The 22,501-nt window shown below is 67.7% G+C and carries 23 protein-coding genes; 18 read left to right on the forward strand and 5 right to left on the reverse strand.

The genetic code is table 11. The features are described from left to right. Positions 1 to 257: 257 nt before the first annotated feature. Positions 258 to 548, forward strand: a complete 291-nt coding sequence (locus AC3FKH_RS23955) for a hypothetical protein (RefSeq protein ID WP_488678274.1) — start codon at positions 258 to 260, stop codon at positions 546 to 548. A 172-nt stretch (positions 549 to 720) separates the two neighbouring features. Then, on the forward strand, positions 721 to 1,653 hold the full coding sequence (locus AC3FKH_RS23960; RefSeq protein WP_488678275.1) for an oxygenase MpaB family protein: 933 nt from the start codon (positions 721 to 723) through the stop codon (positions 1,651 to 1,653). Positions 1,654 to 1,665: 12 nt separating this feature from the next. Here AC3FKH_RS23960 and AC3FKH_RS23965 read toward each other — a convergent pair whose 3' ends face one another. Both AC3FKH_RS23965 and AC3FKH_RS23970 read right to left on the reverse strand, forming a co-directional pair. Then, positions 1,666 to 3,150: an MDR family MFS transporter gene (locus AC3FKH_RS23965; protein ID WP_488678276.1), complete on the reverse strand. Its 1,485-nt coding sequence runs from the start codon at positions 3,148 to 3,150 to the stop codon at positions 1,666 to 1,668. 271 nt (positions 3,151 to 3,421) lie between these two features. Then, a complete protein-coding gene (locus tag AC3FKH_RS23970) occupies positions 3,422 to 5,314 on the reverse strand; it encodes a methyl-accepting chemotaxis protein (protein ID WP_488678277.1) in 1,893 nt (630 codons plus the stop codon). An 858-nt stretch (positions 5,315 to 6,172) separates the two neighbouring features. Here AC3FKH_RS23970 and AC3FKH_RS23975 point away from each other — a divergent pair. The 8 genes from AC3FKH_RS23975 to AC3FKH_RS24010 all read left to right on the forward strand — a co-directional run bounded on the left by AC3FKH_RS23975 (position 6,173) and on the right by AC3FKH_RS24010 (position 12,398). Continuing rightward, positions 6,173 to 6,490 carry an RNA chaperone Hfq gene (locus tag AC3FKH_RS23975; RefSeq protein WP_488678278.1) on the forward strand — a complete coding sequence of 106 codons (318 nt, stop codon included), beginning with the start codon at positions 6,173 to 6,175 and terminating at the stop codon, positions 6,488 to 6,490. Positions 6,491 to 6,701: 211 nt separating this feature from the next. Next, positions 6,702 to 7,988 (forward strand): FliC/FljB family flagellin, encoded by a 1,287-nt coding sequence (locus tag AC3FKH_RS23980; protein WP_488678279.1) that lies wholly within the window; start codon positions 6,702 to 6,704, stop codon positions 7,986 to 7,988. Positions 7,989 to 8,122: 134 nt separating this feature from the next. Next, complete coding sequence (locus tag AC3FKH_RS23985; RefSeq protein WP_488678280.1) at positions 8,123 to 8,494, forward strand: flagellar protein FlaG; 372 nt, start codon at positions 8,123 to 8,125, stop codon at positions 8,492 to 8,494. Between the two features lie 49 nt (positions 8,495 to 8,543). Then, positions 8,544 to 9,962 (forward strand): flagellar filament capping protein FliD, encoded by a 1,419-nt coding sequence (fliD, locus tag AC3FKH_RS23990; RefSeq protein ID WP_488678281.1) that lies wholly within the window; start codon positions 8,544 to 8,546, stop codon positions 9,960 to 9,962. Positions 9,963 to 9,984: 22 nt separating this feature from the next. After that, positions 9,985 to 10,410 (forward strand): flagellar export chaperone FliS, encoded by a 426-nt coding sequence (gene fliS / locus AC3FKH_RS23995; RefSeq protein WP_488678282.1) that lies wholly within the window; start codon positions 9,985 to 9,987, stop codon positions 10,408 to 10,410. 1 nt (position 10,411) lies between these two features. After that, positions 10,412 to 10,744, forward strand: coding sequence for a flagellar protein FliT (locus AC3FKH_RS24000; protein ID WP_488678283.1), 333 nt, complete (start codon positions 10,412 to 10,414; stop codon positions 10,742 to 10,744). Positions 10,745 to 10,794: 50 nt separating this feature from the next. Then, positions 10,795 to 12,120, forward strand: a complete 1,326-nt coding sequence (gene fliK / locus AC3FKH_RS24005; RefSeq protein ID WP_488678284.1) for a flagellar hook-length control protein FliK — start codon at positions 10,795 to 10,797, stop codon at positions 12,118 to 12,120. Continuing rightward, complete coding sequence (locus AC3FKH_RS24010; protein WP_488678285.1) at positions 12,117 to 12,398, forward strand: EscU/YscU/HrcU family type III secretion system export apparatus switch protein; 282 nt, start codon at positions 12,117 to 12,119, stop codon at positions 12,396 to 12,398. The genes fliK and AC3FKH_RS24010 overlap by 4 nt, the downstream gene beginning before the upstream one ends. Positions 12,399 to 12,482: 84 nt before the next feature. Here AC3FKH_RS24010 and fliE read toward each other — a convergent pair whose 3' ends face one another. Then, positions 12,483 to 12,806, reverse strand: coding sequence for a flagellar hook-basal body complex protein FliE (gene fliE, locus AC3FKH_RS24015; protein WP_488678286.1), 324 nt, complete (start codon positions 12,804 to 12,806; stop codon positions 12,483 to 12,485). A 443-nt stretch (positions 12,807 to 13,249) separates the two neighbouring features. Between fliE and fliF the strand changes: the two genes are divergently transcribed. Genes fliF through AC3FKH_RS24045 form a run of 6 tightly spaced genes read left to right on the forward strand, consistent with a single transcriptional unit; the run spans position 13,250 to position 20,079 of the window. Then, positions 13,250 to 14,965, forward strand: a complete 1,716-nt coding sequence (fliF, locus tag AC3FKH_RS24020; RefSeq protein WP_488678287.1) for a flagellar basal-body MS-ring/collar protein FliF — start codon at positions 13,250 to 13,252, stop codon at positions 14,963 to 14,965. Further along, positions 14,952 to 15,971: a flagellar motor switch protein FliG gene (fliG, locus tag AC3FKH_RS24025; RefSeq protein WP_488678288.1), complete on the forward strand. Its 1,020-nt coding sequence runs from the start codon at positions 14,952 to 14,954 to the stop codon at positions 15,969 to 15,971. Before fliF ends, fliG begins: the two co-directional genes overlap by 14 nt. Next, positions 15,958 to 16,734: a flagellar assembly protein FliH gene (fliH, locus tag AC3FKH_RS24030; protein ID WP_488678289.1), complete on the forward strand. Its 777-nt coding sequence runs from the start codon at positions 15,958 to 15,960 to the stop codon at positions 16,732 to 16,734. Before fliG ends, fliH begins: the two co-directional genes overlap by 14 nt. Further along, positions 16,727 to 18,178, forward strand: a complete 1,452-nt coding sequence (fliI, locus tag AC3FKH_RS24035) for a flagellar protein export ATPase FliI (RefSeq protein WP_488678290.1) — start codon at positions 16,727 to 16,729, stop codon at positions 18,176 to 18,178. The genes fliH and fliI overlap by 8 nt, the downstream gene beginning before the upstream one ends. After that, positions 18,171 to 18,623 (forward strand): flagellar export protein FliJ, encoded by a 453-nt coding sequence (gene fliJ / locus AC3FKH_RS24040; protein WP_488678291.1) that lies wholly within the window; start codon positions 18,171 to 18,173, stop codon positions 18,621 to 18,623. Before fliI ends, fliJ begins: the two co-directional genes overlap by 8 nt. 19 nt (positions 18,624 to 18,642) lie before the next feature. Continuing rightward, entirely contained in the window at positions 18,643 to 20,079 is a 1,437-nt protein-coding gene (locus AC3FKH_RS24045) for a flagellar hook-length control protein FliK (RefSeq protein WP_488678292.1), read from the forward strand. A gap of 88 nt (positions 20,080 to 20,167) precedes the next feature. On the opposite strand, the gene AC3FKH_RS24050 is transcribed toward AC3FKH_RS24045, so the two are convergent. After that, entirely contained in the window at positions 20,168 to 20,302 is a 135-nt protein-coding gene (locus AC3FKH_RS24050; RefSeq protein WP_483713112.1) for a hypothetical protein, read from the reverse strand. A gap of 207 nt (positions 20,303 to 20,509) precedes the next feature. Between AC3FKH_RS24050 and alkB the strand changes: the two genes are divergently transcribed. Both alkB and AC3FKH_RS24060 read left to right on the forward strand, forming a co-directional pair. Beyond that, positions 20,510 to 21,181: a DNA oxidative demethylase AlkB gene (alkB, locus tag AC3FKH_RS24055; RefSeq protein ID WP_488678293.1), complete on the forward strand. Its 672-nt coding sequence runs from the start codon at positions 20,510 to 20,512 to the stop codon at positions 21,179 to 21,181. A 97-nt stretch (positions 21,182 to 21,278) separates the two neighbouring features. After that, the gene (locus tag AC3FKH_RS24060; RefSeq protein WP_488678294.1) at positions 21,279 to 21,767 is read left to right on the forward strand and encodes a GFA family protein; all 489 of its coding nucleotides are present in this window, start codon (positions 21,279 to 21,281) and stop codon (positions 21,765 to 21,767) included. A gap of 60 nt (positions 21,768 to 21,827) precedes the next feature. On the opposite strand, the gene AC3FKH_RS24065 is transcribed toward AC3FKH_RS24060, so the two are convergent. Further along, positions 21,828 to 22,436, reverse strand: coding sequence for a DUF938 domain-containing protein (locus tag AC3FKH_RS24065; protein ID WP_488678295.1), 609 nt, complete (start codon positions 22,434 to 22,436; stop codon positions 21,828 to 21,830). Between the last annotated feature and the right edge of the window lie 65 nt (positions 22,437 to 22,501).

Genomic DNA, 22,501 nt, shown 5'->3' on the forward strand with positions numbered 1-22,501 from the left:
CCGCGGCGTGGGCAGTCCACGATGTAGTCATCCGCAATCCCCGTACCCGCCCAGGGCTGGATGGCCGCTGGCGCAATGTGCGGTGTTGGCTGCCCAACCGGCCTGCGGCTGTGTAAATCGCGACAAGGCTTTGTAAATCCGAAGTGAAACCGTCACGGCCGACCACCGGAATCCCGCCATGGGGCGTGCGGGGCGGCCCTGGCATATGGCTTGCGACAAGCACCACGCGGCAGTTCGCCGCGTCCATGGAGAGAGTGATGGGACAGCAACAGCAGCCGGGGCAATCCCAACAGGGCCAACAAGGCCAGGGCCAGCGACAGCAAGAACAGTCGCAAGGCGGCCAGCGCAGTGGCCAGCAGGGTTCCAACCAGAGCGGCCAGCGCTCAGGCGGCGGACAGTCTGGCGGCGGACAAATGGGTAACCAGGACCGGGGTTCGGGCCAGCAGCAGCAGGAAAGCGGCAAGGGCTCGCAGCAAGGTCATCAGCAAGGCCATCAGCAGGGACAAGGCGGATCGGGTAGTGGATCGTCGGGTGGTCGCCAGCAATGACGGCTCAATGACGGCTGAGCGGCGCCATTGAGGCGCCGAAACAGCGGGGCCGGAGTTCTTCGGAGTTCCGGCCCTTTTTGTTGCCGTGCCCAAGGCCGTGGCGCCGCCAGGGCCGGCATCTGCGCACCGTCCCGTGTATCCTGACCGGGACTCGCCACGTATTCATCCACCTTTGCCAGCTTCCACCGATCCGGCGGCCGCTCGCCGCCAGGGCCAGTTTCTCGACCGCATTGCCAAACGCGTGCGCACCTCGGCCGGCGCGCAGGTGCGCGCCCTCACGCGCAGCAACTCGGGGCTGACACTGGACTACGACAATCCACCCGGCGACCCGGGGCTGTTTGGCCCGGACGCGGTCTGCTGGCGCGTGCATGCCGATTTCCCGGCCATGCTGGCCGGCGGCGTCAGTGCCTTGTTGTTGCAGACGCTGCACCCGCTCGCACTGGCCGGCGTCTGGGACCATTCGACGTTTCGCGCCGATATGCAGGGCCGGCTGGGGCGTACCGCGCAGTTCATCGCGGGCACCACCTACGGCAGCCGCGCGGACGCCATGTCGCTGATCGACCGCGTGCGGCGCATCCACGCGCACGTCCGCGGCAGCGCGCCGGACGGCCGGCCCTATGCCGCTGACGACCCGGCGCTGCTGACATGGGTGCACGTGGCGGAAGTGTCCAGTTTCCTGGCCGGGTACCTGCGCTACGTGGGGCCGCTCAGTGAAGCCGAACAGGACCGCTACTACAACGAGGTCGCACAGGTCGCCGAGCTGCTGGGCGCCACGGGCGTCCCGCGCTCGCGCGCGGCGGTGGCCGCCTATCTCGAAGCCATGCGACCGCAACTCGAAGCCGGCGCGCGCACGCGCGAGGTGGCACGGCTGGTGATGAAGCTGCCCGTGGCCAACCCGATGCTGGTCCCGGCGGTGCGCGTGATGGCCCATGCGGGCATTGCGCTGTTGCCGGACTGGGCCCGCCAGATGCTGGAACTCGATGGCCCGTCGATCCGCCGTCCCGTGTCGCTGGCCGGAATGCGCGTGCTGGCGCCAACGCTGCGCTGGGCGCTCGGCGCCGGACTGGCAGCCCGCGCGCGGCGGCGCGTGGCGCGCGCCGCCTGATCCGGCCTCAGGCTATTCGGCCGCGGCCGGGGCCGCGGCAGGACTGCCGCGCAGCGTGGCTTCGCGCAGGCGCGCGACCAGGAACGGCGACAGCAGCGACACCGCCGCACTCATCAGGAACAGCAGGCGGAACGCGCGCTCGGCGGCTGCGCGCACGGCCGCCGCGTCTGCCGCCGGCGTGTCGGCCGCCAGCGCCCGGTGGAACATGCTCATCAGCACGTCTTCGCCGCCCGACAGGTCGGTCACCGCCATGCCGCCGTGGCGCAGCAGCGCGATCAGCACCGTGGTCAGCACCGCCACGCCGACCGCGCCACCGAGCATGCGCGAAAACGACGTCAGTGCCGTGGCAATCCCCACCTGCTGGGGCGGCACGGCGTTCTGCGTGGCCACCAGGCCGCTCGGCAACTGCAGGCCGATCGCGAACCCCAGGACCACCATCACCGGCACGCACAGCCATACCGAGGCCGGATCGACAAAGGCCAGCGCCACGATGGCCAGCGGCGCCACCGAGGCCCCCGCCATCTGCAGCGGCTTGTAGCGGCCGGTCCACGACATGACCCGCCCTGCCGCGTAGGCGCCAAACGGAATCGCCAGCGTCAGCGGTACCAGCCGCAGGGCCGCGGCGTCGGCCTGCGCCCCGCCCACGACCTGGAAGCGCAACGGCAGCAGCACCGACATGGCGATCAGCTGGAAAAAGCAGAAGAACAGCGTGGCGCAGCAGATGGCCACGGTCGGCACGCGCAGCATGGCAAGCGGGATCACCGGATCGGCCGCGCGGCGCTCCTGCCAGATGAACAATGCCAGCGCGACCAGGCCCGCGACGAGCAGCGCCAGCGAGTCGGCGCGCAGCGGCGAATGGCCCTGCCCGAGCCGCGTCAGGAACACCAGCACGCCACTGAGCCCGCCGCCGAACAGCAGCGCGCCGAGGTAATCGATGCGGTGTCGCCGGCCGCTGGCCGGCAGGAAGCGCAGCGCGCGCCGCACCACGACCAGCGCCAGCAAGGCCAGCGGCAGGTTGATCCAGAAGATCCAGCGCCAGGACAGGTAATGGGCGAGGTAGCCGCCGATCACCGGCCCGGCCATGCTGGCCACGGCCCACACGCCGCTCACATAGCCCTGGTAGCGGCCACGATCGCGCAGCGGCACCACGTCCGCAATGGCGGCCTGCGATACCGAGATCAGCCCGCCCCCGCCCAGGCCTTGAAGGATTCGCGCCACGATCAGCTGCGGCATGGTCTGCGCCAGCGCGCAGACGACCGAGGCCAGCAGGAACAGCACGATCGAGAAGGACAGGACCGAGCGCCGGCCCAGCACGTCGGACAGCTTGCCGTAGATCGGCGTGGCCACGGTCGAGGCGACCAGGTAGGCCGAAATGACCCACGCCATGTCTTCGAAGCCGCGCAGCTGCAGGGCAATCTCGGGCAGCACCACGGCGACGATCGACTGTTCGAGCGCGCCAAGCAGGATGGCGAGCATCAAGCCGAACAGGATCTGCATGACCGGCGGCTGCGGCGCGGCGGCCGAAGAAGACGAAGGGGAAGAAGAGGACGCATCTGCCGCGCGGGGCGGCTGGGGGGGGACGGCGGTCATCGGCACCAGCGGCGGCAGGCATGGCGGCCGCGCGGGGCGCCGCATGCGCCTGGTGGACCCGCCTGCTCTTGCTTCGAGGATCAGGAAGAGCGGCTATTGTAGGCGCTTTGCGACATCCGCGCCGACGGCGGCCCGCAAGGGACGGGCGCCGGCGCGGCGTGTGGTGCGGTGCTGCGGATCAGAAGGTTTCCCAGTCGCCGCTTTCCGCCATCGCCGGCTGGGCGGCCGCCGTGATCCGGCGCGCGCCGGACTTGAGCACCGGTTCCTGGCGTTGCCGCCTGACTGGCGCACGCTCGGTCGCCGGCAGCGAAGCCGGGCGCCTGGCCAGCACCGGTTGGGGCTGGGCCTTGCGCTGCACCGGCGGACGCGTCGCGGCCGGCACGGCGGGAGCGCGGGGGCGTGCCGATTCGACGCGCGCGACCGGCGCCGGCCGCGGCGGCACCGGCGGCACCGGTGCGGGCTCCATTGGGCGAGCCGGAACCGCCACGGACGGCCTGGGTACTGCCACCGAGCCTTGGGCCACCTCGAAGCGGCCCACCTCGGTCACCAGCCCGCCGGCCTGCTGCATCAGGCTCTCCGCGGCGGCGGCGGCTTGCTCGACCAGCGCGGCGTTCTGCTGCGTCATGCTTTCCATTTGCGTCACGGCAAGGCTGACCTGCTCGATGCCCGACGTCTGCTCCGAGCTGGCCGCGGAAATCTCGCCCATGATGTCGGTCACGCGCCGCACGGCGCCGACGATGTCGTCCATCGTCCTGCCGGCCTGCTCGGCCTGGCGCGCGCCGTCCTGCACCTGTCGCACCGAGCCGCCGATCAGCCCGGCGATCTCCTTGGCCGCGGCCGAGGAGCGCTGCGCAAGGTTGCGGACCTCGGACGCCACGACCGCGAAACCCCGGCCCTGCTCGCCCGCGCGCGCGGCCTCCACTGCGGCATTGAGCGCCAGGATATTGGTCTGGAACGCGATGCTTTCGATGACGCCGGTAATCTCCGCCACCTGCGTGGACGATTTGGAGAGGCTGTCCATGGTCTGCACCACGTCGCGCACGACGCGACCGCCTTCGGTGGCCACCTCGGACGCACTGACCGCGAGCTGGTTGGCTTGCCGGGCGTTATCGGCGTTCTGGCGCACGGTGGAGGTGAGCTGTTCCATCGACGCGGCGGTCTGCTCCAGCGAAGCGGCCTGCTGCTCCGTGCGCTGGGACAGGTCGGTGTTGCCGCGCGCGATCTCGCGCGTGGCCCCGTCAATCGAGCCGGAGGCCTGCTGGATGCCATGCACCAGCGCCGCCAAATGCCGGAACGCGCGCTCCAGCGCCGTCAGCATGCGGCCCATTTCGTCGCGGCTGCGCACGGTGAACGCATGGCGCAGGTTGCCGGTGGCCAGGGCCTCGGCGGCTTCCAGCGCGTCGCGCGCGGGGCCGGTGATCGAGCGCGTGATCGCCGTCCCCATCACCACCGCCAGCAGCACGGCCAGTGCGGTCAGGCCGAGCAGCACATTGCGGGTCCAGGCAAAGCCTTCGTCGGCCTGCTTGACGGCGGCCAGGGCGAGGTTGCGCCCGCCGGCCATGATCTCATCGAGCTTCTCGAAATACGGCGCTTGCGCGGCAGGAAGGGTCGCCACGAGCGCCGAGCGCGCGCCGGTAAACTCGCCCGAGCCCAGCTGGCGCAGGACCATGTCGAGCTGGCCGTTGTACGTCTCGCGCGCGGTGTTGAGATCGGAAAAGGTCTTCTGCAGGTCGGGTCGGCCGGAAGCCGCGATCAGCTTGCCCAGCGCGTCGAGCGTGCTGCCCATGTCCTTGCGCATGCCTTCGATGCGCTGCGTATTGCGCTGGACCAGCGCAGCGTCTTCGGTGAGAGCGGCATCACGCACCATCACGCCGATTTCCAGCGCGTTCTCCTTGACGTGGCCAAGGTCGATGACCTTGAGCAGGCGTCCCTCCACGGTCATGTGCATGGAGGCATTCATGCCCGCCAGCGATGTCACGCCATAGACAGCGACGCCGATCAGGAGCAGCACCACCAGCGTAAAGGCCAGGGACAGGCGGGTCCCTATGCCGAGATTTCGCAACCAGGCCATCTCACTCCCTCCGGACATTCCTAGATCAATGTTCTTGTCGAGCGCGCACGGGATCGTTGCCGCTGGCAACCGGCGCACGGCTGCCTATCGGCGATGACCGAACACTTCTTGAAGGGAATTTGGAATTGGCGGGAAAAGTCCCCGCATTTCTTCCGATGGCGCGGCCGGCGTGTGCCTTTTAATCCTGCCAGGCATCCCGATGGCCACATGGCTGCGGTGCGCCGAGGGGCGCAGCCAGTTCGACGCGGGCCAAAAAAAGAAGCCCACGCGCGGGGTGCTCGTAGGCTTTCCAGGACTGCTTCAGAGCCAGTTAGCTCTGGCATGAATATAAACCTGCTTACATGAGGTGTAAATCCTGCTTCTATCAGTCAAGCCGAGGCTGCATGAGTCTTATGCCGCACTTTATCAGCACAGCATTGCGCGCATCCATCAGACCGCTTGATTGACATGTCAGCATTCACTTATTCCCGCCTTCAGAGCTCATCAGCATTTCTGGAATGCCAAGGCTGCCTGTCGACCGGTGGTCGACAGGCCCCTACCTAAAGAACGGCGTACCGACAACTTACCGTTTAGAGCAAAACCTCTAATTCCTCGACAACGCCCGTTCCGTCGGTCTTTGTAGAAATTTGTTACCCTCGCCCCTGAAGTATTCCCCTTCTCACCTGGCTGCACCCGGTGCCGGCAAGCGCGCGGAAGACAACGATCTCTTACCGGATCCTGTCCACGCGGCCCGTCCCTGCACCGGTATCGAGCGCGAATGTTTCGCCCATCTCGCTGACCGGACCATACTTCCTGAGGGTACCGGTCGGCGGACCGCCATCAGCCGCCAGAACCCTTGCGGGCTCTTCCGGAGTCGTCGTGAAGAAGGAAACCAGGCCCCCGCGAAGCGGCCAGAAACTGCAGGACCAGCAACTGTCGCTCCATGCCGTCAGCCGGGCGCCGCTTGTCGTGCACCTGTGCAACGGGACCCGGCTGCAAGGCATCGCGATCGCCGTGGACGAATATGTGCTGGTGCTTGGCAAGGACCTGGACGACCGCAAGCCGATCGCGGTGTACAAGCACGCGATTGCCATGATCACGCCTGCCAGCGCTGGCGGCGAAGCCCTGCCTGCCCCGCAACCGGATCCGTCGCCGGATTTCATGCCTATCTATATGCCGCGCAAGCGGCGGCGTTGAGGCATCGGCCGGCAGGCCCTCGGTCTTCCGCACCGCGCGGAAGGCAAGCCATCGCAACGCTCCTGTCGCAATCCCCGAAAAAGTCACTCTAAACCTTTCGCGACGCCTGTCGATAACCCAAACAACGGAGGCACTCTACGCCCTGCAAAGCAGGCAGCCAACGTTACGGCAACTGCCGGAATGCCCAATATATTGCTTACAGGAGTCGTAAATGGCACAAGTCATTAACACCAACTCGTTGTCTCTGATGACTCAGAACAACCTGACCGCTTCGCAATCGTCGCTGAACACCGCGATTCAACGCCTGTCGTCGGGCCTGCGCATCAACAGCGCCAAGGACGACGCCGCTGGCCAAGCCATTGCGAACCGTTTCACCTCCAACATCAAGGGCCTGACCCAAGCCCAGCGTAACGCCAATGATGGTATCTCGCTGGCGCAGACCACCGAAGGCGCGCTGACCGAAGTCAACAATAACCTGCAGCGTATCCGTGAACTGAGCGTGCAGGCTGCCAATGGCTCGAACTCGGGTTCGGACCTGAAGTCGATCCAGGACGAAATTACCCAACGCCTGGCTGAAATCGATCGTACGTCGCAACAGACCGACTTCAACGGCGTGAAGGTCCTGTCGAGCAGCGCCAAGCCGCTGACGATCCAGGTTGGCGCCAACGACGGCGAAACGATCAGCATCGGCCTGCAACAGATCGACTCTTCGTCGCTCGGCCTGTCGGGCTTCTCTGTGTCCAGCAACTCGCTGCCGACCAGCGCGCCTATCACGCAGACCAACCTGGGCGCAGCCCCGAAGACTGTCGATATGTCGTCCGTCGCCGCGGCCCTGAAGGTGAACGCCAGCGACCTGACGCTGCGCAACGTGCAGGATAAAACGGGCGCGGCTACGAACCAATACGTGGTTCAGTCGGGCAAAGACTACTACGCCGTCTCGGTGGACGATGCTAGCGGCAAAGTTAACCTCAACACCGCGCAGGTCAACTTCACGGATACGGACAATGGCGTAACCAGTGCCGTGACGTTGGCGAACCAGTATGTCAAGGTCGGCGTGGACTCCAACGGCGTGGCCACCGGCTACGTGACGGTTCAGGGCAAGAACTACGACGCGAGTGCAGCCTCTATCGCCAACAGCGCCAGCACCACCGTGACCGACACGACACCTGCCACTATCGAACTGAGCACCGCTACCCCGACCGCTCAATTCACGGGCGCCGCTTCGAACAACCCGCTGGCCAAGATCGACGCGGCCCTGAAGAAAGTGGACGACCTGCGCAGCTCGCTGGGTGCCGTGCAGAACCGCTTCGACTCGGCCATCGCCAACCTCGGCACGACCGTGACCAACCTGTCGTCCTCGCGTTCGCGCATTCAGGACGCTGACTACGCAACGGAAGTGTCGAACATGACCCGCGCGAACATCCTGCAACAAGCTGGTACGTCGGTTCTGGCGCAAGCCAACCAGACCACCCAAGGCGTGCTGTCGCTGCTGCGTTAATCGCAACTGCGCTGGCAAAAAGGGCTGGGCCGCAAGGCCTGGCCTTTTTTGCCGGGAGCGTTTTGCAGGCAGACCACTGCCTGCAAAGCGTTTCTTTCCGACGTTGAACCACGCCAAACCGTACGGAGCAAGCCATGGCGTCTTCCCCGATAGTGACCCCGATCGCAGTGCGGCTGCCATCCGAAGTGTCCACAGGCGCCACTGCCACACCGGTTGGGGCAGACACCCAGACGCGCGGTGGTGCCGGCAAGCCCGATGCCGCGCGTACGAAAGTTTCCGGCGTACCCGCCGCGACGTCAGCAGCAGTTGGGGAATTGGTAGACGCGCTGAAATCCACGTCAATCAGTCTTCGCTTCGAAATTGACGACATCACTCACCGCGTCATCACCAAGGTAGTCGACAAGGAAACTGGAGAACTGATCCGGCAGATGCCCACCGTAGAAGTCCTGCGGATTGCGCGCGCCATGGACAAGCTGCAAGGGCTGTTCGTCAGCCAGGCCGTATGAGCGCGGCCACTACTCAAAGCAACATCAGTTGAAGAAGAGGTAATAAAAAATGGCATCGATCTCCTCCCTCGGCGTTGGCTCCAATCTGGATCTGAACACCCTGCTTTCCCAGTTGCAAACTGCCGAGCAAGCTCCTCTCGATGCCATCAACGCGCAGGCTAAGAGCTACCAGGCCAAGCTGTCAGCATTCGGCCAGGTACAGAGCGTGGTAAGCGCCTACCAGGCCGCCGCCAAGAAGCTCGCCGACGCGACCACTTTTGCCGCCGTCAAGGCGACCGTGGGTTCAACGGACCTCATGTCAGTATCTACGGCCTCCAATGCAGTTCCCGGCAACTACAGCATCACCGTCGGTACGCTCGCGACGGCCCAGTCGCTGGTCAGCGGCGGGGTTGCGGACCAGAAGACGGCGATCGCAGGCAGTGGAGGCGATATCGTGTTCGATTTCGGCGAGGCGCTGGCCGCCGACGCAACGGCCACGCCGACGAGCACGAAAAAGATCACCATTGCCGCCAACGCCTCGTTGGCGGATATCCGAGATGCCGTCAACAAGGCCGGCATCGGCGTCACGGCAAGCATCATCAATGATGGCAGCAGCACGCCTTACCGCCTGGTCCTGACCTCGGACAAGACCGGCACGCAGGCCACCATGCGCGTATCGTCGGCAACCACCGAGCTGAACAACCTGGTTGCCTTTGATCCGGCCCCGACGGCTACCGGCAATGCCATGGAGCAAAAGGTTCCACCGGCCAATGCCACGCTGAAGATCAACGGCATCGACGTCGTGAGCCAGAGCAATACCGTGGTCGACGCCGCGCAGGGCGTGACGATGAGCCTGACCAAGACCGGCACCACGTCACTGACGATCACGCGTGACAACGATTCCATCAAGTCGTCAATCCAGGCATTCGTCACGGCGTACAACAACATCCAGAGCACGGCCCAGACGCTGACGGCGTTCGACACGACAGCAAAAACGTCTGCCGCGCTGACCGGCGACAGCACGCTGCGCTCGATCCAGCAGCGCCTGCGCTCAATGCTTGGCGGCGCCATGCCGGACGGCAACGGCGGCACCATCACGCTGGCGGACATTGGCATCAAGTTCGACGCCAAGGCAGGCACCATGTCCGTCGACGATACCAAGCTGACCAAGGCGCTCAATACCAACCTTGGCGGTGTCACCGCCATGTTTTCGAGCACGACGGACACCGGTGGCATCGGCAAGCGGGTGAGCGACTATGTCGACGGGCTGACCCAGACCAACGGCACGCTCAAGAATGCCCAGGACGGCATCACGCAGACGTTGAAAGACCTGGAAAAGAACTACAACAGCACGCAGGACCGCATCACCGCCACGATGGACCGCTACAAGGCCCAGTTCACCCAGCTCGACCTGCTGGTCAGCCAGATGAACCGCACCAGCAGCTACCTGACGCAGCAGTTCAACGCGCTGACCAACTCGAGCAAGTAACCGCCTTACCCGGAGCCAATCCATGTTCGCCCGCCAAGCCATCAACGCCTACGCCCAGGTAGGCGTCCAGACCGGCGCCATGAGCGCCAGTCCGCACAAGCTGATCACGATGCTGTATGACGGCGCTCGCGCCGCCATTGCACGGGCGAAGTTCCACATGGAAGCCGGCGAGATCGTGGCGAAGGGCAACGCCATTTCCAAGGCAATCGAGATCATCGACAACGGGCTGCGCGCAGTGCTGGACCATGAGGCCGGCGGCGAGATTTCCGCCAACCTGGAATCCCTGTACGAATACATGGTGCGCCGGCTGATGCTGGCCAACCTGCGCAGCGACGCGACGCTGCTCAACGAAGTCGATGCACTGCTCGAGAATCTGGCCTCCGCATGGGCACAGATCGACGAACCGGCACAGCAGGCGGACCACCAAACTGCCCTGCAAGGCAACTGAGATGACTCACTTCTCCCCCATCGTCACCTGCTACGAGGAAATCCTCGTGCTGTCGGGCCGCATGTTCGAAGCAGCGCAGGCCGCGGACTGGGATACCGTCACCGAGCAGCAGCGTGGCTACCTGGCACTGGTCGACCGGCTGCGCCAGCTCGACCACGAAGCCCCGTTCTCCGACGCCGAGCGCATGCGCCGCTACCAGCTGCTGGACCGCATCCTGACCTACGACGCACGCATCCGCGACCTGGCGATGCCACAGCTCCAGCGCATCGGCAGCCTGCTGACCAGCTCGCGCCGCCAGTTCGAGCTGTCGGCCGCCTACGGCGCGACCGCGTAAGGTCCTGACTGGCGGGCCCCGGTGCCCGCCTCATCGTCTGTCCCGGCCCGATGACCGGCATCCATCTCCCTCCCGGGCTGACTTCCGCCCAGACGCTCGATCCGCAGCAACTGCGCGCGGGTCTCTCCACGCTCGACAAGGTCGCGCTGCTCCAGCCCGTGCTGGACGCGTCCGAAACGGGCGTGCAGAACTCGACCGACCAGGCCATCCGCAACAGCCAGGCAGCCAGGGCCGCCAACGCCCAGCCTGGCCAGAACACGCTGCTGCCGGGCGCCTCCACGCGCGAGTCCCTCAGCTTTGCCGCGCGCGCGATCCTGACGCTGATGGATGGCACGCCTCCCCAGCCCCTGCGCTCGGCCGGCCCCGTGCTGCCGGCACCGCCGACGACGGGCAACAGCGCCGCCGTGGCGACCGCACTGGCCACTCTGGTGGACGAGAGCGGACTGTTCTACGAATCGCACCTAGCACAATGGGTCGCGGGTGCGCGCCCGCTGGCCAGCATCCGGCAGCAGCCGCAAGCGCCGCTCGGCCAACCGGCCCAGCCCAACGCACCGTTCCTGCCGCCGGGCGCCAAAGCCGGGCCAGATGCACCGCTGCTGACTTACAGCGGCCCGTCAGGCAGCAGCGGTTCGACACCGCCGGATCTGCCGCGCGCACCCGGCCCGACCATTCCCGCATCGCAACTGCTCGCCGAAGCGCTCGCGGCACCGGGCAACCCGCGTGTCGCCCATAGCCACGCGCCGGCGGAACAGGGCGTGCGCCAGGGAATGGGTTCGCATGCCTCTTACAGCAAGGACGCATCACCGGCGGACGGCATGCCGTCGCGGCCCTCCGCCGGCTCGGTCGCCACGCAGGCCTACCAGGCCACTGCCAATGCCGCGCGCGCACCGGCGCAGGCCGCGGCGCCGCGACACAGTATGCTGATGGACCTTGGCGCCGGCACCGGGGCCGCCCAGCAGCAAGCACCCCAAGACCCTGCCATTCACCCGTCCACCGAGGCCACCGTGCGCCAGCAGCTCGAACTGCTGGCGACCCAGCAGTTTCGCTTCGCCGGTGAAGCCTGGCCCGGCACGCCGATGGAATGGGACATCACGCGCCGGGACGACGGCACCGCCGGACAGGATGCGTCGGATGCCGCCCGCCAGTGGTCCAGCCGCCTGCGGCTGCAACTGCCGAATCTTGGAGCCGTGGAGGCCGTGCTGACTCTGGGACCGAACGGTCTGGAAGCGCGCCTGGCGACGGCCGAGACCGATGTTGCCGCACGATTCATCGAGGCACGGCCGCAGTTGCGCGGCCAGCTCGAAGCACAGGGCATCGTGCTCCAGCGACTGAACGTGGAAACACGTGACAACATGGACACCGGAGGTACGCCATGAGTGAAGCCGATCCGGGGCGCGGCGCCGCCATTGCGTTGTCCTACCAGACGGACGACAAGGCACCGCGCGTCGTCGCCAAGGGCTATGGCGTAGTGGCCGAGGCCATCATCGCCCGGGCAAAGGAAGCCGGAATCTACGTACACGGCTCGCCCACGCTTGTGAACCTGTTGATGCAGGTTGACCTGGACAGCCACATCCCCCCGCAGCTTTACGTGGCCATCGCGGAGCTGCTGGCCTGGCTCTACCAGCTCGAAGCCGGCACCGACGCACCGGGCTGAACCCAGACGGAAACAGCCCCTGCCCGCTCGCGCGGAACAGGGGCTGCCTGATATCCAGTTTGCCGGCGCCATGCCGGCACGGCTTTACACCGGCATATTCATCATTTCCTGATACGCCTGCACCAGCCGATTCCTGACCTGCACCCCCGTCTGGAACGACACATTGGCCTTCTGCAATTCAATCATCACGTCATTGAGCGCCACCCCAGGCTTGCCCAGTTCAAACGCCTCGGACAGTCCGTAGGCGCGTTCCTGCGATGCATTGATGCGGCTCAGGCTGCGTTGCAGTTCGCCGGCAAAGCCGCCGGCCGCAGCGGGCGCGGCGGCTTGCGCGCTGTTGCCGGTGGCGGTCTGGGCCAGGCCGCGCAGTTGCTGCAGCATGCCCTCGATGGGAGATAGCGTGGTCATGAGACGGGTTTCCTGCCGGCCAGGCTGGAGCGCCGGTACCGGTTCCTGTTGTTTGACGATAAGCCCGGCGCGCGAATATCGCCGGAACATGCCGCAGGATTCACATTGCGGCAGCTCGCGTGCATTCGTCGCCCAATTTCAGCGGGGCCAAGCGTACCTGCCGCCGCCAGCGCTCCATCAGCCGAAATCGGGAGGAAAACCCGGCCTATTCACCGGATTGTGGCTGCCCGCGTTGCCCGATCATCGCTACCGTGCCGGAAAGGCGCGGGCTTCGCCTTGCGTCTCCCGTCCGGTGCGATGTTCCAGACAACCATCCCGGGAGTACGCGTGTTTTCTCAGCTGCCTGAAATGAGCCGTGCCGAAGTGAGGCGTGCCGACGTCCATGGCGATCTCCATCGCCAGTGCGATCGGGGCCACGGCCCGGCCCTGACCGGAGCGCGCGCATGACCGCGGCGGTGTCCTTGCCCGGCCGCTCGGGTGAAATGATCGAGCGCCTCAAGGCCAATCCGAAGCTGCCAATGATGCTGGGTGGCGCGGCGCTGGCCGCGGCCATCGCCGTCGGGGTGCTGTGGTCGCGCGCGCCGGACTACAAGGTGCTGTACAGCAACCTGTCGGAGCGCGACGGCGGCGCGGTGCTGCAGTCGCTGCAGCAGATGAACGTGCCCTACAAGTTCGCCGAAGGCGGCGGCGCGGTGATGGTGCCGGCCGAACGGGTCCACGAGACGCGCCTGCGCCTGGCCTCGCAAGGCCTGCCCAAGAGCGGCAACACGGGCCTGGAACTGATGGACAACCAGAAGTTCGGCATCAGCCAGTTCGCCGAACAGGTCAACTACCAGCGCGGGCTCGAAGGCGAACTGGCGCGCTCGATCGAATCGATCGCCGCCGTGCAGTCGGCCCGCGTGCACCTGGCCATTCCCAAGCCCACGCTGTTCGTGCGCGAGCGCCAGAAGCCCACGGCGTCGATCGTGCTGCAGCTCTACCCGGGCCGTGCCATCGATGAAGGCCAGGTCGCGGCAATCAGCCACCTGGTGTCGTCCAGCGTGCCCGAACTGACGCCCAAGGCGATCTCCATCGTCGACCAGCACGGCAACCTGCTGTCGAACAGCGGCAACGAGCGCATGCTCGATGCCACCCAGCTCAAGTACGTCCAGGCGCTGGAGCAGAACTACCTGAAGCGCATCGAATCGATCCTGATGCCGATCGTCGGCAAGGACAATGTGCGCGCCCAGGTGACGGCCGACGTGGACTTCTCCATCGTCGAGCACACCGACGAAAGCTACAAGCCGAACCAGGACCCGACCCACGCGGCCATCCGCAGCCAGCAGACCAGCGAATCGAACCAGCAGGGCGCGACACCGCCGGGCGGCGTGCCGGGCGCGCTGTCCAACCAGCCGCCGGCACCGGCCGCGGCACCGATCACCACCGCCCAGACGCCGCGTGCCGGACAAGCGCCCGGCCAGGCCGGCGCGCCCGCGCAGCCTCAGGGCGCGCAGGCAGGACAGGCCCAGGGCGCACAGGGTTCGAGCTCGACCGCTTCCAGCGGCCCGAGCAGCAACCGCCGCGACTCCACCGTCAACTACGAACTCGACCGCACCGTGCGCCACGTGCAGCAGGCACCGGGCGGCGTGCGCCGCCTGTCGGTGGCGGTGGTGGTCAACTACCGGCAACAGGCCGACGCCAAGGGCAAGATGGTCGCGCAGCCGCTGCCGCCGGCATTGCTGGCCCAGATCCAGAACCTGACCAAGGAAGCCATGGGCTTCTCTGCCGATCGTGGCGACTCGATCAATGTGGTGAACAGCCCGTTCACCACCGATCGCGAAGTAACGCCCGAACTGCCGTTGTGGAAGCAACCTGAAATGATCGACCTGGCCAAGACCGGCGCGGGCTACCTGCTGCTGGCACTGCTGGCACTGTTCGCGTGGTTCAAGGTGGCGCGCCCGATCCTGCGCCGCTACACCGCCCCGCCGCTGCCGGCACCCGTGGCGGCAGAAGAAGCCGCCGCCGAACTGCTGCCGCCCGAAGAGCCGTCCAATCCGGAAGTCCTGCGGCTGGCCGCGAAGTATGAAAGTGACCTGGCACTGGTGCGCGATGCCGCGCAACGCGACCCGCGCCTGGTTGCCAGCGTAATCAAGAACTGGATTGGCAATGACCTCCGCTAAAGCCGCCTCCGCCTCCCCCGCCACCGGCCTGCAGAAGAGCGCCATCCTGATGATGGCGATCGGCGAGGACGCCGCCGCCGAAGTATTCCGGCACCTGTCCCAGCGCGAAGTGCAGGAGCTGGGCTCCGCCATGGCCGAGCTTCGCTCGGTGACGCGCGAGGAAATGGCTGGCGTGCTCAGCGAGTTCCGCGGCGAGACCGAGCAGTACCTGGCGCTGAACGTCGATTCGAGCTCGTTCATCCGCAGCGTGCTGAACAAGGCGCTCGGCGAAGAGCGCGCCCAGTCCGTGATCGAGGACATCCTGGAATCGCGCGATCCGGGCAGCGGCATCGACTCTCTGAACTGGATGGATTCGACCTCCGTGGCCGAACTGATTCGCGAGGAGCATCCGCAGATCATCGCCACCATCCTGATCCACCTGGACCGCCAGAAGGCGTCCGAGGTGCTCGGCATGTTCACCGATCGCCTGCGCAACGACGTGATCCTGCGTATCGCCACGTTCGGCGGCGTGCAGCCGGGCGCGCTGCAGGAGTTGACGGACGTGCTGTCCAAGCTGCTGTCCGGCCAGAGCCTGAAGCGCAGCCGCATGGGCGGCGTGCGCACCGCGGCCGAGATCATCAACCTGATGAGCACCGCGCACGAAGAGGCCGTCATCGACGGCGTGCGCCTGCACGACGGCGACCTGGCGCAGAAGATCATCGACGAGATGTTCCTGTTCGAAAACCTGCTGGAAGTCGACGACCGCGGCATCCAGCGCGTGCTCAAGGAAATCGCCACCGAATCGCTCATCGTCGCGCTCAAGGGCGCGCCGCAGGAGTTGCGCGACAAGTTCATCCGCAACATGTCCACCCGCGCCGGCGAAATGCTGCGCGAGGACCTGGATGCGCTGGGCCCGGTGCGCGTGTCGCAGGTCGAGGCCGAGCAGAAGGCCATCCTGCAGGTGGTAAGACGCCTGGCCGATGCCGGCGAAGTCCAGATTGGCGGAGGAGACGATGCCTATGTCTGAGCGCGGCCTGGCCGCACGTATCGCGCAGCGCAGCGAAAACCCCACCGGCGGCGACGCCGGCGGTTTTACCGCGTTCGAAGCGCCGCGCCGCTCGCGCGGCACCGGCTGGCAGCGCTGGCAGATGGATTCGCTGGATCCGCGCACCGCGCTGCAGGCGATCGTGCACGAAGCACCGGCCGAGCCGGCACCGCCGCCGATCGACTTCGAGGCGCTCGAAGCCATGCGCGAAGGCGCCCGCAAGGAAGGCTACGCACAGGGCTATACCCAGGGCCAGACCCAGGGCTACGGCGACGGCCACCGCGAAGGTTATGCACGCGGCCTGGAAGGCGCGCGCAACGAGGCCACGCGCCTGCACGGACTGGCCGAGAACTTCCGCCAGGCCCTGGCCGGCGTTGACCAGGAAGTGTCCGATGCGCTGGTCTCGCTGGCGCTCGACGTCGCGCGCCAGCTGGTCCGCAGCCGCGTGGAAGACGATCCCGAAGTCCTGCTGCCCGCCGTGCGCGAACTGCTCACGAGTGAACCGGCGCTGTCCGGCTCGCCATGCCTGCTGCTCCACCCGGAGGACGTGGGCCTGATCGAAGCCCATATGCAGGGCGAACTCGAAGCCGCCGGCTGGACCCTGCGCGCGGATCCGTCCGTCGCACGGGGCGGCTGCATCGCCAGCGCGGCCAGCGGCGAACGCGACGCCAGGCTGGAAACGCGCTGGACCCGCGTGGTCAAGGCCATGGGCCGCGACGACCCGTGGGAGCCGCCGCATGACTGACGCCGTCACCGTCCGGGCTGCTGCACACGTACCCCACGCGCGGCACTGGCGCGATGCGCTGAGCACCGCGCAGGCGGATATCTCCGGGCTCGACAGCAAACGCAGTTGCGGCCGGCTCACGCGCGCGGCCGGCCTGGTGCTGGAAGCCGTGGGCCTGCGCCTGCCCGTGGGCAGCGACTGCCTGATCGAACTGCCCGCGGGGCAGTTCGGCGCCGGGTCCGGCGGCCCGCGCACGGCCGAAGCCGAAGTGGTCGGGTTCGGCGCCGACCGCCTGTTCCTGATGCCGCAATCCGACGTGGTCGGCCTGCTGCCCGGCGCACGCGTCTATCCGCTCGAGCCGTCGCCGCAGCCCCAGGGCGCCAGCGCGCCGCGCGAGCCCGGCTCCAAGCGCCTGCCCGTGGGCGAAGGCATGCTCGGCCGCGTGGTCGATGCCGCCGGCCGGCCGCTCGACGGGCTGGGCCCGATTCGCGCCGCGCAGGAAGTCCCGCTGTCGGCCGAGCAAATCAACCCGCTGATGCGCGCGCCGATCGAAACGGTGCTCGACACCGGCGTGCGCGCCATCAACGGCATGCTGACCGTGGGGCGCGGCCAGCGCATGGGCCTGTTCGCGGGTTCCGGCGTGGGCAAGAGCGTGCTGCTCGGCATGATGGCGCGCTACACCAGCGCGGACGTGATCGTGGTCGGCCTGATCGGCGAACGCGGCCGCGAGGTGAAAGAGTTCATCGAGAATATCCTCGGCCCCGAAGGCCGTGCGCGCTCCGTCGTGGTGGCGGCCCCGGCCGACTGCTCGCCGCTGCTGCGCATGCAGGGCGCCGCGTACTCGACGCGGCTGGCCGAGTATTTCCGCGACCAGGGCAAGCATGTGCTGCTGATCATGGATTCGCTCACGCGCTATGCCATGGCCCAGCGCGAGATCGCCCTGGCGATCGGCGAGCCGCCCGCCACCAAAGGCTATCCGCCGTCGGTCTTCGCCAAGCTGCCCACGCTGGTGGAACGCACCGGCAACGGCCCGGAAGGCGGCGGCTCCATCACGGCGTTCTATACCGTGCTGACCGAAGGCGACGACCAGCAGGACCCGATTGCCGATTCGGCCCGCGCCATCCTGGACGGCCACATCGTGCTCTCGCGCAGCCTGGCGGAGGCCGGCCACTATCCGGCCATCGACGTGGAAGCCTCGATCAGCCGCGCGATGACCGCGCTGATCCCGCCCGGGCAGTTTGCTTCGGTGCGCCGCTTCAAGCAGCTGATGTCGCGCTACCAGCGCAACCGCGACCTGATCAGCGTGGGCGCCTACGTGCCCGGCAACGATCCCGAACTGGATCTGGCGATCCGGTTCCACCCCCGGATGGAAGCCTTCCTGCAGCAGGACATCCACGAGCGCGCCGGCTACGACGATGCGATCGGGCAGCTGCATGGCCTCTTCGACAGGAGCGAACATGGCTAAACCGAATCCGCTGCAGACGTTGTCCGAACTGGCCCAGAACGACACCGATGCCGCCGCGCGCGAACTCGGTCGTCTGCAGGGGCTGCGGACCCAGGCCGCACAGCAGCTCAACCAGCTCACGCAGTATCGGCAGGAATACCGCGAGCGCATGCAGGCCGTGGCGGCGGAAGGCATGACCGCCAGCCGCTGGCATGATTTTTCCCGTTTCCTCGATTCGCTGGACCACGCCATCCGCCAGCAAACCGCCGCGCTGGACAAGGCCGAAGCCGACTTGCTGACCGGGCGCAGCAACTGGCAGCAGCAGAAGCGCCGCTTGAACTCCTTCGACACCCTGATCGCGCGCGCCGATGCGCGCGAGGAACAAGTGGCCGCGCGCCGCGAGCAGCGCACCAACGACGAATACGCCGCACGGCTGGCGCGCGACGCCGGCAGCCGAATCAACTGAGCCCAGAGGGCAAGCCTTCATGATCGATATCAGTCAGCTCGTCAGCAACGCCACCCCCAAGGCAGATCCCGCCAGCCGCATGACGGCAGACGCCGGGAACGCTGCCTTCAGCGGCGCGTTGTCGCGCGCGAAGGACAACGCGCGCCCCGAGCCGCGCCAGGATTCGGGCAGCAATGCGCAGAACAATGCGCAGAACAGTACGCAGCCTGCCAGCGGTTCCCCGTCGAAAGACAGCCAGGCCGCCGACGCGGCCCGCGCGGCCGCGGGCAAGCCGGTGCAGCCGGGTCGCCGCAAGGACCAAGGGGACAAGGACCACAAGGACGACGGCAGCAGCCAGGCGGCCGACGCTGGCGCCGCCGCCGCGGCGCTGGCCGCCCTGCTGCCGCCCGCCCCGGCCCCTGCTGCATCGGGTAGCGGCGCGGCGGATGTCGCCGCGGCCGGTGCCGCCGGCGCCAACGGCCTCGCCATGCTGCAAGCCCCCGCTGCCGCCCCGGCCGATGCGGCCAACGCGGCACTCGCTGATGTGAATGCCGACGCCGCCGGCAAGCTGGCGATCCAGGCATCGGTCAAGGACGCCACCGCTACGACCGCCACGCCAACCGCCGCCGACACGCTGGCCAACATCCTGTCGCAGCGCGCCGCACTGCCGGGCGCCTCGGGGCAAGCGGCAGCGACCGACAGCACGCAGGCCGGTGTGACGGCCGGCACGGCGCCGCATGCGATGGGCGATGCACGCCAGGGCCAGGCCGGCCAGTTCGGCGATGGCCAGTCACAGCCCGGCACGGGCCACCCGCACCATGCCGCGCTGGCGCAGGCGGACGGCATCGGGCAGGACAGCAAACCCACCGCCACCCCGTTCACGCCGGTGCAGGTCGCCGCCAGGACCGGCGATGCCGCAACGGTCACGCAGAACGATGGCGCCGCGACGGCCACTGCCGCCGCGCTGGCGAACCAGACGCCTTCGGCCGCACCGGCCGCTGTGGCAGCCGCCGCGCGCCCGGTCGTGGCGCCGCCGCTGAACGATACGCAATGGCCGCAGGCGCTGGGCCAGCAGATGATCCGGCTAACCACGCAAGGCAGCCAGAGCGCGGAACTGCAGCTCAATCCGCCCGATCTCGGGCCGCTCAAGGTGGTACTGAACGTGGTCAACGACCAGGCCCAGGCACAGTTCGTTTCGCCGCACCAGGCCGTGCGCGCCGCGGTCGAAGCCGCGCTGCCGCACCTGCGCACCGCGCTGTCGGAAAGCGGCATCCAGCTCGGCCAGACGTCGGTAGGCGCCGACAGCTTTGCCGGCCAGGCCGGCAATGGCCAGCCGCAACAGCAGCAGGCCGGCAACGGCCGTGGCCAGCCGGGCTTCGGCGCGAACCTGGCCGCTGGCGATGCCCGGGCACCCATCGCCGCACCGGCCCGTCCGGCACGCGTGCCGGCACAGGGAGAGGTCGACACGTTTGCCTGACCGGCAGGCGCTTCGCACGCCACTGCCATGACAAAGGCCGCCTCTCGGGCGGCCTTTGTCGTGTTGCGGCGTACTGCAGAGTCCCGGCTCAGGGCTGGAAGATATCCAGGCCCGCCAGGGCGACCACGCCGCTCAGTGCGATCATCGCAACCGAGTCGCGTCCAAGGATAAGCAAGGCGGCAGAGAGCCACGCGACAAGGCTGAAGGCGAGAAATCGTTTCATGAAGTGGCCGTGGAACCGGGGCGCGGACTGGCGCGATGCGGCGAGAGTTCGGGAAAGGCGAACTAAGTATAAACCCTGACTTTATCGATCCCCGCGAAGAAAATCGCGCTGGTTGCCAATGTGCGCGACACGGCGCCACACTGCCGAGAGCGCCGCGCAGGCGCCGGGGCGATAATGCCCGCGTAGTGCCCTGCCCTGTCCCGTGCCATGACGTTCGACCTCTTCGACAACCTGGATGCCCCCGGCGAAGGCCGTGACGCGGCTGGCGTGACCGAGCCGCTGGCGACCGGCGCCGCCGTGCTGCGCGGCTTTGCGCGCGCGCTGGCTCCGCAGCTGCTCAGGGACGTCGCGAACGTCGTCGGGCAAGCCCCCTGGCGTCATATGGTGACACCGGGCGGACTGCAGATGTCGGTGGCCATGACCAACTGCGGGCAGGCTGGCTGGGTTTCGGACCGGACAGGCTACCGCTACGACCGGCTCGATCCGCTCAGCGGCGCGCCGTGGCCCGCCATGCCAGCGACTTTTCTCGACCTGGCCGCACGCGCCGCCGCTGAAGCGGGCTTTGCCGGCTTTGTGCCCGACGCCTGCCTGGTCAACCGCTATGTGCCCGGCACACGCCTGTCCTTGCACCAGGACCGCGACGAGCGCGACCTGCGCGCGCCAATCGTGTCCGTCTCGCTCGGCCTGCCGGCGGTGTTCCTGTTCGGCGGGCTGCGCCGCGCCGAGCGCCCCGCCCGTACACGGCTTGCGCATGGCGACGTGGTCGTTTGGGGCGGCCCCGCGCGGCTGGCCTTCCATGGCGTGGCGCCGCTGGCCGACGGCGACCATCCGCTGCTCGGGCACGAACGGATCAACCTGACCTTCCGCCGGGCGCTGTAGGCTGCGCAGCCACCGCGCGCATATCGCCCGGTTTGCGGCGGGCGGCCTGTCTCCTACAGTCAATGGCATCCCGCGACGCTTGACTGGAGGCCATACCATGCATCTCGAAGGCTCGTGCCATTGCGGCGCCGTGCACTTCTCGCTGGAGTCCGATTCGCCGTATCCGTTCATGCACTGCCACTGTTCGATCTGCCGCAAGACGGCGGGCAGCGGCGGCTATGCCATCAACCTCGGCGGCGATGCCACGACGCTGCGCGTGCGCGGCAAGAAGTACCTGGGCATCTACCACGCGGTGATGCGCGAACCCGGCAAGCGCGCCACGCGCTCGCCGGCGCAGCGGCATTTCTGCGTCAGGTGCGGCAGCGCGCTGTGGCTGTTCGATCCGCGCTGGCCCCATCTGGTCCATCCGCACGCATCGGCCATCGACACTCCGCTGCCCAAACCGCCCGACGTGGTGGAAGCCGGGCTCGACTTCGTTCCGGCGTGGGTGGACGTGCCACGCGGCAAGGGCCACGTGCACTGCGGCACCTGGCCGGCCGAGTCGCTGCAGGAATGGCATCGCCGGCACGGCCTGCTGTCGACCTGAGGCCATCCGTCATCAACGAAGCCTTCTCGGCACGCCGGCACGCGCGGACCCGGCGCCGCCCTACTTCCGGAACACCAGCATGAAATTGTTGGCCGGCATGGCCACCGGCGCGTCGCAGCGCATGCCCTGCGCTTCACCCAGGCCGATCACGTCTTCCATGTCGCGCACGCCCCAGTCGGGGTCCGTGGCCCGCAGTTGCGCGTCGAATGCCGCATTGCTCGGCGCGGTGTGCGAGCCGCCCCGCTGGTAGGGCCCGTACAGGACCAGCACGCCTCCGGGTCCGAGCAGCTTTCCGGCACCGGCAAACAGCGCCTGTGCGGCCGCCCACGGGGAGATGTGGATCATGTTGATGCAGACCACGGCATCGGCTGCGTCGATGCCCCACGGTGGCGCGCAGACATCGAGCGCCAGCGGGGCACGCACATTGGCCACGCCGGTGTGCGCGATCCAGCCGACGATCGACGCGCGCGCCGCGGCGTCGGGATCGCTCGGCTGCCAGGTCAGTCCCGGCAGCGCCGCGGCAAAGTGGACCGCGTGCTGGCCGGTGCCGCTGGCAATCTCCAGCACCGTGCCGTTGGCCGGCAGCACGTTGCGCAGCACGGCGAGGATCGGCTCGCGATTGCGTTCCGTGGCCGGCGCCATGCGGCGGGTATCGGGGTCGTGGGTCATGGATCTTCCTGCGGGATCATCGCGGCGATTGGATGGACGATGCGGGACCATGCAGCACGGTGCGG

The organism is Cupriavidus sp. 21MJTG02-4, from assembly GCF_057798975.1.

Coding starts and splice junctions, on each gene's coding strand:
- AC3FKH_RS23955 (WP_488678274.1), top strand. CDS start 258: ATGGGACAGCAACAGCAGCCGGGGCAATCCCAACAGGGCCAACAAGGC.
- AC3FKH_RS23965 (WP_488678276.1), bottom strand. CDS start 3,150: ATGCAGATCCTGTTCGGCTTGATGCTCGCCATCCTGCTTGGCGCGCTC.
- AC3FKH_RS23970 (WP_488678277.1), bottom strand. CDS start 5,314: ATGGCCTGGTTGCGAAATCTCGGCATAGGGACCCGCCTGTCCCTGGCC.
- AC3FKH_RS23980 (WP_488678279.1), top strand. CDS start 6,702: ATGGCACAAGTCATTAACACCAACTCGTTGTCTCTGATGACTCAGAAC.
- AC3FKH_RS23985 (WP_488678280.1), top strand. CDS start 8,123: ATGGCGTCTTCCCCGATAGTGACCCCGATCGCAGTGCGGCTGCCATCC.
- fliD (WP_488678281.1), top strand. CDS start 8,544: ATGGCATCGATCTCCTCCCTCGGCGTTGGCTCCAATCTGGATCTGAAC.
- fliS (WP_488678282.1), top strand. CDS start 9,985: ATGTTCGCCCGCCAAGCCATCAACGCCTACGCCCAGGTAGGCGTCCAG.
- AC3FKH_RS24000 (WP_488678283.1), top strand. CDS start 10,412: ATGACTCACTTCTCCCCCATCGTCACCTGCTACGAGGAAATCCTCGTG.
- fliK (WP_488678284.1), top strand. CDS start 10,795: ATGACCGGCATCCATCTCCCTCCCGGGCTGACTTCCGCCCAGACGCTC.
- AC3FKH_RS24010 (WP_488678285.1), top strand. CDS start 12,117: ATGAGTGAAGCCGATCCGGGGCGCGGCGCCGCCATTGCGTTGTCCTAC.
- fliE (WP_488678286.1), bottom strand. CDS start 12,806: ATGACCACGCTATCTCCCATCGAGGGCATGCTGCAGCAACTGCGCGGC.
- fliF (WP_488678287.1), top strand. CDS start 13,250: ATGACCGCGGCGGTGTCCTTGCCCGGCCGCTCGGGTGAAATGATCGAG.
- fliG (WP_488678288.1), top strand. CDS start 14,952: ATGACCTCCGCTAAAGCCGCCTCCGCCTCCCCCGCCACCGGCCTGCAG.
- fliH (WP_488678289.1), top strand. CDS start 15,958: ATGCCTATGTCTGAGCGCGGCCTGGCCGCACGTATCGCGCAGCGCAGC.
- fliI (WP_488678290.1), top strand. CDS start 16,727: ATGACTGACGCCGTCACCGTCCGGGCTGCTGCACACGTACCCCACGCG.
- fliJ (WP_488678291.1), top strand. CDS start 18,171: ATGGCTAAACCGAATCCGCTGCAGACGTTGTCCGAACTGGCCCAGAAC.
- AC3FKH_RS24045 (WP_488678292.1), top strand. CDS start 18,643: ATGATCGATATCAGTCAGCTCGTCAGCAACGCCACCCCCAAGGCAGAT.
- AC3FKH_RS24050 (WP_483713112.1), bottom strand. CDS start 20,302: ATGAAACGATTTCTCGCCTTCAGCCTTGTCGCGTGGCTCTCTGCCGCC.
- alkB (WP_488678293.1), top strand. CDS start 20,510: ATGACGTTCGACCTCTTCGACAACCTGGATGCCCCCGGCGAAGGCCGT.
- AC3FKH_RS24060 (WP_488678294.1), top strand. CDS start 21,279: ATGCATCTCGAAGGCTCGTGCCATTGCGGCGCCGTGCACTTCTCGCTG.
- AC3FKH_RS24065 (WP_488678295.1), bottom strand. CDS start 22,436: ATGACCCACGACCCCGATACCCGCCGCATGGCGCCGGCCACGGAACGC.